Source organism: Promicromonospora kroppenstedtii DSM 19349, assembly GCF_000515355.1.
Classification (GTDB): Bacteria; Actinomycetota; Actinomycetes; order Actinomycetales; family Cellulomonadaceae; genus Promicromonospora; species Promicromonospora kroppenstedtii.
The window spans coordinates 81,830-91,842 of record NZ_KI911760.1 but is presented as its reverse complement, the minus strand read 5'-3'; the positions used below and the strand labels follow the sequence as shown (position 1 = coordinate 91,842).

Below are 10,013 nucleotides of genomic sequence, written 5' to 3'. Positions count from 1 at the left end.
CCCGCCCGTCGGCGACGGCGGCGGTGGCCGGGCCAAGGGCCTGGGCGCGTTCGGCCGCGTGCCGTTCTCGCCGACGTGGGCCGTGGCCGCACGGACCGCGACCTACTGGCTGCGGGACCCGCGCTACTCCGGCTCGCTCGCGATCGTGCCGCTCCTGCCCGTGATCATGTACTTCTCCAGCCAGAGCACGGGCAACTATTTCCTGCTGCTGGCCACCGGCCCCTTCGTGGCCTGGATCCTCGGCTTCAGCATCTCCAACGACATCGCCTACGACAACACGGCGTTCGCCCTGCATGTCGCGTCCGGCGTCGATGGTCATGCGGACCGCTGGGGCCGGGCCATCCCGATGCTCACGGTGGGACCGCTGGTCAGCGCCGCGACGGTCATCGCGTCGGTGTGGGTGGCCGACTCGTGGCACCTGGCGCTGCCGCTGCTCGGGCTCGCGTTCGGGCTGCTGCTGGTCAGCACCGGGGTGTCGAGCGCGGCGTCCGCACGGCTCGTCTACCCGGTGGCCAAGCCGGGGGAGAGTCCGCTCAAGTCCCCGCAGGGTGCGGCGATGGCCACCATGGTGTCCCAGGGCATCGGCTTCGTGATCACGACCGGGCTGTCGGTGCCGGTGCTCGCGGTGGGCATCGCGGCCGTGATCCTCGGCGGGGTCCCCTGGGGCGTCGCCACCCTCGCGGTCGGCGTCCTGTACGGCGCGCTGATCCTGGTGCTCGCGGTCCGGTTCGGCGCCCGCGTGTTCGACCGACGGCTGCCGGAGCTGCTCCAGCAGGTGCAGTCGTTCCCGTAGGCCGGGTCGAGTGTCAGTGGCTCGGCGTAGCGTCGCCCGCATGAACCACGTCACAGGGCGCGTCGACCGGATGGGCCCCGCGAACCTCCGCGGGGCCCAGGTCCACGACGCCGACATGAGCGGCGCCTCCTTCCGTGAGGTCGCCCTGAACGGTGTGCGGATGCGCGGGGTGGAGCTGGCCGGTGCCGACATCGACGGTTACATCTACGGTCTGCGCGTCAACGGCGTCGAGGTGGAGCCGCTGGTCGAGGCCGAGCTGAACCGGCGGCACCCGGAGCGTGCGCTGCTCCAGGACCGGTCGATCGCCGGCCTCCGCGCGGCCCTCGACGCCTTCGAGGCCATGTGGGAGGGCACCGTCGAGCGGGTGGCCGCGATGCCGCCCGGCACGGTGGACGTCTCGGTCGACGACGAGTGGTCGTTCGCCCGGACCCTGCGCCACCTGGTGTTCTGCACCGACGGCTGGCTGCGCTGGGGTGCGCAGGGCCGGCGCGACGACGTCTTCTGGCCCGCCGGCGTGCCGCACACCGCGTTCGACGCCGGGGCGCCCGCGCTCGGGATCGACCTCGCCGCGACGCCGTCGTACGACGAGGTGCTCGAGGTCCGCCGCGGCCGGCTGCAGGAGGTGCGGGAGTACCTTGCCGCCGTCACGCCCGAACAGGCCGGCAGTGCGGCCGAGCCACCGCCCTGGATGGACCAGTCGGAGCCGTTCGTCGTGGCCCAGTGCGTGTGGGTGGTGCTCTCCGAGGAGTGGGAGCACCACCGGTTCGCGACCAGGGACCTGGACCTGATCGACGCGGGCGCCGCCGCGTCCACGTAAACTTGCGCGACGTGGCTCTCACTATCGGCATCGTCGGCCTGCCCAACGTCGGCAAGTCCACCCTCTTCAACGCTCTGACGCGCAACCAGGTGCTCGCGGCGAACTACCCGTTCGCCACGATCGAGCCCAACGTGGGCGTGGTCTCGCTGCCCGACGAGCGGCTCGATAAGCTGGCCGAGATCTTCGAGAGCCAGCGCATCCTGCCGGCCACGGTCTCGTTCGTGGACATCGCCGGCATCGTCAAGGGCGCGTCCGAGGGCGAGGGCCTGGGCAACAAGTTCCTCGCGAACATCCGCGAGGCCGACGCGATCTGCCAGGTGACGCGCGCCTTCGACGACCCCGACGTGGTGCGGGTCGACGGCTCGCTCGACGCCCCCGGCGACATCGAGACCATCTCCACCGAGCTCATCCTGGCCGACCTCCAGACCCTCGAGAAGGCACTGCCGAGGATGGAGAAGGAGGTCAAGATCAAGCGCGGCGACCCCGTCCTGTACGCGGCCGCCAAGAAGGCGCAGGAGATCCTCAACGAAGGCGTCACGCTCTACCAGGGTGCCGCCGACGCCGGCCTGGACCTCGCCGAGATCGCCAGCCTGCAGCTCATGACGGCCAAGCCGTTCATCTACGTCTTCAACACCGACGACGCCGGTCTGGCCGACACCGCCTCGCAGGAGGCGCTCCGCAAGGTCGTCGCGCCCGCGCAGGCGATCTTCCTGGACGCCAAGTTCGAGTCCGAGCTCGTCGAGCTGGAGCCTGACGAGGCCGCCGAGATGCTCGCGGAGACCGGCCAGGAGGAGTCCGGCCTGGACCAGCTCGCGAAGGTCGGCTTCGAGACGCTCGGCCTGCAGACGTACCTCACCGCGGGGCCGAAGGAGGCGCGCGCGTGGACCATCCACAAGGGCTGGACCGCCCCGCAGGCCGCCGGTGTGATCCACACCGACTTCGAGCGCGGCTTCATCAAGGCCGAGGTCATCTCGTTCGAGGACCTGGTCGAGACCGGCTCCGCGGCCGCGGCGAAGGCGGCGGGCAAGGCCCGCATCGAGGGCAAGGACTACGTGATGCAGGACGGCGACGTGGTGGAGTTCCGCTTCAACGTCTGAGCATCACCCGGCTTTCGGCCTGGTCCTCTGACCAGGCCGGATGCCGCTTGACCTGCGTTAACGCTTCTGAGCCCTCGGGACAGCGGTGGACAGGAACGGCCCCAGGGGCCGCCCGTCCCCCATGGTTCCCCCACCGGATCCAAGACTCGGCGACAGGATGGTCCTCGACGCCCGGCGCGATGGCGTCGCAACTGAGCAGGTCGTCGCCTTCCGGCGCGGGATCGTCTTCCAGCCCACGCGAGAGCGTCGCCACTCGACCGAGGATGCAGTTTTCCTTACCGCGGCTGACCGGCTGGCACCATGGTGGGCTTCCTGCGCGCCTTCATAGCGTCGTCTCGTGCCCGCACAACCCGGTGCGGCACGGGGGAACGGTGCGAGAGATGCTCACAGGCAGAGGTACAGCCACCGACGCGGTCCGGCTCACGGCTGTCCGCAAGGTCTATGGCAGGCGTGGGAACGAGGTCGTCGCGCTCGACGATGTGACGACGCAGTTCGGGCGAGGCACGTTCACGGCGATCATGGGTCCGTCCGGCTCCGGCAAGAGCACGCTGCTGCAGTGTGCGGCAGGACTCGACCAGCCGACGTCGGGTTCGGTCGTCCTGGAGGACAACGAGCTCAGCACGATGACCGAGACCGAGCTGACGGAGCTGCGGCGCGACCGCGTCGGCTTCATCTTCCAGGCGTTCAACCTGCTCCCGGTCCTGACGGTGGAGCAGAACGTGACGCTGCCGCTCCGGCTCGCGGGCCGCAGCCCGGCCAAGGGCCGCGTGGCGAACGTGCTCGAACAGGTGGGCCTGGCCCAACGGCGCAAGCATCGTCCGGCGGAGCTGTCCGGCGGGCAGCAGCAGCGGGTCGCCATCGCACGGGCGCTGATCACCGAGCCGGCCGTCATCTTCGCCGACGAGCCGACCGGTGCGCTGGACACGAGGACCGCGCGGGACGTGCTCGGCCTGCTGCGCCGTTCGGTGCGGGAGACCGGCCAGACGATCGTGATGGTGACGCACGACCCGGTCGCGGCGTCGTACGCCGACCGGGTGCTGTTCCTCGCCGACGGACGCGTGGTGGGTGAGCTCCACTCTCCGACGGCGGACGCCGTCGCCGTGCGGATGACCCACCTGGGCGCCTACGCGGACGAACCGTCCCTGTCGCCGTCGACGGCCGTGGGAGGACAGCACTGATGTTCCAGCTCGCGCTCCGCACCCTGCGTTTCCGCACGGGGACGTTCGTGGCTGCGTTCCTTGCCATGTTCTTCGCCGCGATCGTCCTGATGGCCTGCGGCGGACTGATCGAGACGGGCATCCGCGCCGCGGTCCCCCCGCAGCAGCTCGGCTCGGCCGACGTCGTCGTCGCCGGCGACCAGACGTACGCCGCACCTGGCGGCGACGAGGACGAGCCGGCCATCCTCCCCGAGCGCGTCCGCGTCGACGCCGAGCTCGAGAGCGTCATCTCGGCGCTGCCCGGCGTGCGGGAGACCGAGAGCTACGTCTTCGAGGGCACTCCGCCGGCCGGGGCCGTCGACGCGATCGGTGTCGTCGCCGAACCGGGCACCGACGTCGCGGCGCTCCGCGCGCAGATCGACGCCGAGCTGGACGCGACGACGTCGACCCTCGTGGGCGACGAACGCGGGCGGGCGGAGCTGCGTGGTGCCACGGCCACCAGCGTGAACGTGGTCTCGCTCGCCGGAGTGTTCACCGCGTTCGCACTGCTGGTGTCGATCTTCGGCGTGGCGTCGATGCTCGGGCTCTCGATCGCCCAGCGGCAGAAGGAGCTGGCCCTGCTGCGCGCCATCGGGGCGACGCCCCGGCAGGTGCGCAGGCTGATCTTCCGCGAGACCCTCGTGCTCTCGCTCGTCGCCACCGCGGCCGCCTACCTTCCCGGTCAGTTCCTCGGCAAGCTCGTGTTCGACCTGCTGGCCCAGCAGGGCATCGCCACGGCTGGCGTGGCCTTCCACCAGGGCTGGATACCGTCCGTCGCGGCGACGGTCGTGGCGATCCTCGCCGCGCTCGGTGGCGCGCTGGGTGCCGGACGGCGCGCGGCCCGGACCAAGCCGAGCCAGGCGCTCTCCGAGGCCTCGCTCGACGGCGGGCTGATCAGTGGATGGCGATTCCTCGCCGGGCTGCTGTTCATCGCCGCCGGGGTCGCGCTGACCATCGTCACCGTGACCGCGCTGAGCGGGCCGCTCGCCCCGGCTACCGCCGCTCCCGCGGTCATCGTGCTGACCATCGGCCTCGCGCTGCTCGCGCCCGTCCTGGCGAAGGTCATGATCCTTCTGATCCAGTGGCCGGTGCGCGCCCTCGGGGGACTCACCGGCGACCTCGCCGTCCTCAACGCGCGGGGCCGGACCAGCCGGCTGGCGGCCGTCCTCGGCCCCGTCATCCTGCTGACCGGCGTGTCGACCGGGATGCTGTACCTGCAGACCACCAACGACGCCGCCGACAAGGAGGCCTACGCCGCCGGGGTCGTCGCCGACGCGGTGGTGACGGCGGACGACGGGGCCGACCCGCAGCTCGTCGAGGAGATCGGCCGGCTGCCCGGCGTCGCCGGGGCGTCCGCGTACGTCAGCAGCGTCGGCTTCGTCGAGAACCCCGACGACGTGTCACCGATGGGCGAGGGCTGGAACCTCCAGGGAGTCACGGCGCAGGGCGCGGAGGCGACCACGCCGGTGGACGTCACCGCCGGCGCGCTCACGGACCTGCGGGGCGCGACGGTCGCGATCGAGGACGAGCACGCCGGCAGGCTCGGCGTCGACATCGGCGACACGATCACGCTCCGGATGGGGGACAACACCCTCCTCGACGTGCGGGTGGCCGCGCTGTTCTCCGCCACGGACGGCTACGACACGCTGCTGCTCCCGGCCGAGACCCTGGCGGACCACACCACCGCGGGCGTTCCGACCCGCGTCCTGGTCACCGCGCAGGAGGGCACCGATCCCGGGCGGCTCGTCGCCGCCCTGACCGAGCTCGCCGCCGCCCGGGACGGTCTGACGGTCGCCGACCGCGAGGTCCTGTTCGACGAGTACGAGGACCAGAAGAAGACGGCGTCGTACGCCATCTACATCATGGTGCTCATGCTCGTCGGGTACTCGGCGATCACCACGATCAACACCCTGGTGTCCAGCACGTCGGCGCGACAGCGGGAGTTCGGGCTCCAGCGGCTCGTGGGATCGACCCGCCGTCAGGTGCTGCGGATGGTCGGCGTCGAGGCCGCGATCGTGGCCGTCACCGGCGTCGTCCTGGGCACCGCCGCCGCGCTCGGCATCCTGGTCCCGCTGAGCCTCGACCGTCTGGGCTCCCTGATCCCCGCGGGACCGCCGCTGGTCTACGTGGCCATCGTCGGGCTGGTCGTACTGCTGACGCTCGGCGCGACCCTGCTCCCGGCGTGGCAGGCCACGCGCGTCCGTCCGGCCGAGGCGGCCGTCTCCGTCGAGTAGCGACCGAAGGCGCAGTACCGCCCGTGGGCACGGAGGAAATCCTCCGTGCCCGCGGCGGATCCCACCATTCCGGGGCACATGCCCCGAAACCTACGTTCGAGGTATGGAAAACAGACCGATCACACCCGTGCTCGCGCAGTCAACCGCTCCAGGAAGGGACTGAGATGACCATCGTCCTCGAGCCGCCAGCCCCGGCCGAGCGCCCGGCCCCGGCCCGTATCGGCAAGCCTGCGATCGGTGCGCTGGGCACCCTCGCCCTCGCTCTCGGCACCCTGCAGACCGTGGTGGACCCGGCGCGTCCGCTGCTCGAGCGCGAGCTCGGCGTCGACTCGGCCGCGGCGGCCCTCATCGCCAGCACGCTGCTGATCACCGGCGCGATCGTCGCGCCCATCGCGGGCAAGCTCGGCGACCGCTACGGCGGAAAGCGCGTGCTGCTCGTGCTCATGGCGCTGGTCTCCGCGGGCGGCCTGCTGTCGAGCCTGGCCCCGAACCTGCCGGTGCTGCTGATCGGTCAGATGCTGCAGGGTGCCATGGTGGGCGCGCTGCCCCTGTCGTTCATCCTGGTACGCAAGAACTTCCCCACAGGACAGACGCAGGTGGCCATCGGTGTGGTGAGCGCGTTGTTCACCGCCGGCGGCATCGTGGGCACGCTGGTCGCCGGGCCGCTCGCGGAGGGCCTGTCCTGGCACTGGATCTTCGCGGCACCGACGATCGTGATCGTCGCGGCCACGGCAGTCGTGCTCCGGCTGATGCCGAACGACCCGCCGAGCGAAGAGGGCACCAGGATCGACTGGCCCGGCGTCGCCCTGCTGAGCGCCACGCTGGTCGCGCTCATGCTGGGCCTGCTGGTGGTGACCGGTGGCGGCGTGCCGCCGCTGGCCGTCGGCGGCATCGTGCTCGTCGTCGCCGCGCTCGCCGCGGCCTGGGTGGCCGTCGAGCGCCGGGCGATCTCCCCGATGGTCGAGCTGCGCATGCTGGCGGCGCCCGCCATGTGGAGCGCGGCCGTGCTCACCGTCGCCGTCGCGGCGATCTCGGCGATGCTGCAGACGTTCGTCCCCAAGCTGTTCCAGGTGTCGGGGGAGGGCTACGGCCTGGGGCTCGACACCACCGACATCGGGCTGTTCATGATGCCGGCCTCCATCGCCGGCGTGCTGGCGGGCTCTGTGGGCGGGCTCGCCGTGCAGCGCTACGGCGCACGCGCGGTGGCCACCACGGGTGCGGTCGCCACCGCAGGCATCCTCCTGGCCGTCGCCGCGCTGCACGACACGGTGTGGCAGCTCGTCGTGGCGCGGGCGCTCGCCGCCTTCGTCGGTGGCCTGATCACGACGGCGCTGCTCGCCAGCACCGCGACCTCCGTGGCACAGAAGGACACGGGGATCGCCACCAGCCTCCTCGTCGTGATCCGACTGATCGGCGCCGTCGCGGGCGGCCAGGCCGCCGGATCGATCCTCGACGCCGGGAACGACCCGGCGACCGGGGTGCCTGCCGAGTCGGCCTTCGTCACCGGCTTTCTCGTGGCCGCCCTCGTGGCCGCCCTGTCCCTGCTCGTCGTCCGTCACCTGAAGAAGGAAGTCCGGTCATGACATCTTGGTCCGAAACCGCCCGGCGCACGGTCCTGATCGCCGGCGCAAGTCTTGCCGGTCCCACCCTGGCGTACTGGCTGCACCGATACGGGTTCGCCGTCACGGTCGTCGAGAAGGCGCACGCACCTCGTGGGGGCGGCTACCCGATCGACGTCCGCGGCACCGCGATCGAGGTGGTCCGGCGGATGGGAATCCTGCCCCGGCTGCAGGCCGCGCACATCGACACCGGACGGTTCACCTTCCTCGATGCCGACGGCGCCGAGGTGGCAGTGCTCCACCCCCATGCGGTCGCCGGAGGCGTCGCGGGACAGGACCTCGAGGTGGCGCGCGGGGACCTCACCACCGCGCTGTACGAGACGGTCCGGGACGACGTGGAGTTCGTGTTCGACGACTCCGTCGACCGCCTCGACCAGCAGGGGCACGGGGTCTACGTCACCTTCCGCAGCGGCAGGCAGCGCACGTTCGACGTGGTGGTCGGTGCCGACGGCATGCACTCGGGCACCCGGAAGGCGCTGTTCGGGCCCGAGGAGCAGTTCCACCGGTACCTGGGCTACGGGTTCGCCGTGTTCACCGTGCCCAACTTCCTCGGGCTGACGCGCGAGCTGCTGATGTGGAACACCCCCGGGAGGGCCGCCGCGCTCTACGCCACCGGGGACGCCGACGACGACCTGCACGCCTTCCTGAACTTCCACCAGCCGGAACGGCCGCTCCACGTCCTGCGGGACCCGGATGCCCAGCGGGACCTGGTCGCCAGCGTCTACGCCGGTGCGGGCTGGGAGGTCACCCGCATCGTCGATGCCATGCACCAGGCGGACGACCTGTTCTTCGACACGGCGGGCCAGATCCGCATGCCCCGCTGGTCGAGCGGCCGGGTGGCCTTCGTCGGCGACGCCGCGTACGCGCCGTCGTTCCTGACCGGGCAGGGTTCCAGCCTGGCGCTGGTGGGCGCCTACATGCTCGCCAGGTCGCTGGCCGCGCACGGTGACCACGTCGACGCCTTCGCCGCGTACGAGCGTGAGACCCGCGAGTTCGTCACGATGAACCAGGCACTGGTCGACAAGGGTGGCGCCCGGCTGTTCCCCACCACTGCCGAGGCGCTGGGACAGCGCAATGCCGTGCTCCGGGACCTGGTCGCCATGCCGGCCACGACGCCGCAGCCCGCCCACTCGGCCCTCGTGCTCCCGGCGCCTGCGCCGACGGCGTGAGCCCGGTCGGGAAGACGGAGGAAATCCCTACCGCTCCCGGGGGAACACACCCTGTCCCGGCCGGGCGGCCCCACGGCAGGCTGGCAGTATGCAGACCATGACCCTCGACCCGCGAGCGCGGCGGTCCGGGCGGAGCCCCGGCTGGACGCGCCTGCTCGGCGCGCCGTTGTCCTCCGTCACCTGGCGTTCGTACGGCTACCTGTGGTTCATGCTCCTCCTGGGGCCGTTCGCACTCGCCTACGTGCTGGTCACCGTGGCGGTCACGGCCGGGGCCGCCGTGACCGTGGTGGGGCTGTTCGCCGCCGGCGCGCTCGTGGTGGGCGGACGATGGTGGGGCGCCACCTACCGCCGTCTGGCGGGTCACCTGCTGGACACGCACGTCGCGGCGCCCGTGCCCCGCCGGGCACGCAAGGGCTTCTGGCCGCGTCTCGGCGGAGCGCTCGGTGACCCGGTGGGCTGGCGAGCACTGCTGTTCATGCTCGCGGCCCTGCCGGTGACTCTCGCCGGGTTCATCGTGACCACCGCGTGCCTCGTGCTCGGGCTCGGCGGCGCGACCTACTGGACCTGGTTCTGGTCGCTGCCCCCTGAGCTCGCCATGGACAGCTCGTGGCACACTCCCGCCGGCCTCGCCCTCGTCGCCCTGGGCGGCCTGGTGATGCTGGTCCTGTGGCCGTCGGCCCAGTCGGGTTTCGTCGCCCTGCTGAAGCTGCTGACCAGGGTGCTGCTCGGCCCCACGGCCGCCAGTCTGCGGGTCGCCGAGCTGGAGCGCTCCCGCGCGGGCACGGTGCAGGACGCCGATGCCCGCCTGCGCCGCATCGAGCGGGATCTGCACGACGGCACCCAGGCGCGCCTCGTCGCCGTCGGCATGCAGCTCGGGGAGGCGCGCGAGCAGCTGGTCGCAGGCGAGACGGACACCCTGGGTGAGCTGCTCGAGACAGCGCACGCGTCGACCAAGGACGCCCTGGCCGAGCTCCGCGAGCTGGCCCGGGGCATCCACCCGCCGGCGCTGGACAGCGGCCTCGCGGTCGCCCTCGAGACGCTCGCCGCACGCGCGCCGCTGCCGGTCGCGGCGGACATCGACCCGGCGG

At 71.9% G+C, this 10,013-nt stretch carries 7 protein-coding genes and 1 pseudogene; all 8 read left to right on the top strand.

Annotated elements, in window-relative coordinates; all coding sequences use genetic code 11:
• Positions 1 to 793: pseudogene (locus tag PROKR_RS27685) on the top strand (hypothetical protein); the annotation flags it as partial.
• A gap of 40 nt (positions 794 to 833) precedes the next feature.
• A complete protein-coding gene (locus PROKR_RS27680; RefSeq protein WP_084800720.1) occupies positions 834 to 1,610 on the top strand; it encodes a DinB family protein in 777 nt (258 codons plus the stop codon).
• Between the two features lie 11 nt (positions 1,611 to 1,621).
• Complete coding sequence (gene ychF / locus PROKR_RS27675; protein WP_036970728.1) at positions 1,622 to 2,707, top strand: redox-regulated ATPase YchF; 1,086 nt, start codon at positions 1,622 to 1,624, stop codon at positions 2,705 to 2,707.
• A gap of 380 nt (positions 2,708 to 3,087) precedes the next feature.
• Entirely contained in the window at positions 3,088 to 3,885 is a 798-nt protein-coding gene (locus PROKR_RS27670; protein ID WP_036970309.1) for an ABC transporter ATP-binding protein, read from the top strand.
• Positions 3,885 to 6,137, top strand: a complete 2,253-nt coding sequence (locus PROKR_RS27665) for an ABC transporter permease (protein ID WP_036970306.1) — start codon at positions 3,885 to 3,887, stop codon at positions 6,135 to 6,137. The genes PROKR_RS27670 and PROKR_RS27665 overlap by 1 nt, the downstream gene beginning before the upstream one ends.
• Before the next feature lie 164 nt (positions 6,138 to 6,301).
• On the top strand, positions 6,302 to 7,720 hold the full coding sequence (locus PROKR_RS27660; protein ID WP_036970304.1) for an MFS transporter: 1,419 nt from the start codon (positions 6,302 to 6,304) through the stop codon (positions 7,718 to 7,720).
• Positions 7,717 to 8,925: an FAD-dependent monooxygenase gene (locus PROKR_RS27655; protein WP_036970302.1), complete on the top strand. Its 1,209-nt coding sequence runs from the start codon at positions 7,717 to 7,719 to the stop codon at positions 8,923 to 8,925. The genes PROKR_RS27660 and PROKR_RS27655 overlap by 4 nt, the downstream gene beginning before the upstream one ends.
• Positions 8,926 to 9,013: 88 nt before the next feature.
• A partial coding sequence (locus PROKR_RS27650; RefSeq protein WP_245605994.1) for a sensor histidine kinase occupies positions 9,014 to 10,013 on the top strand: 1,000 nt, incomplete at its 3' end.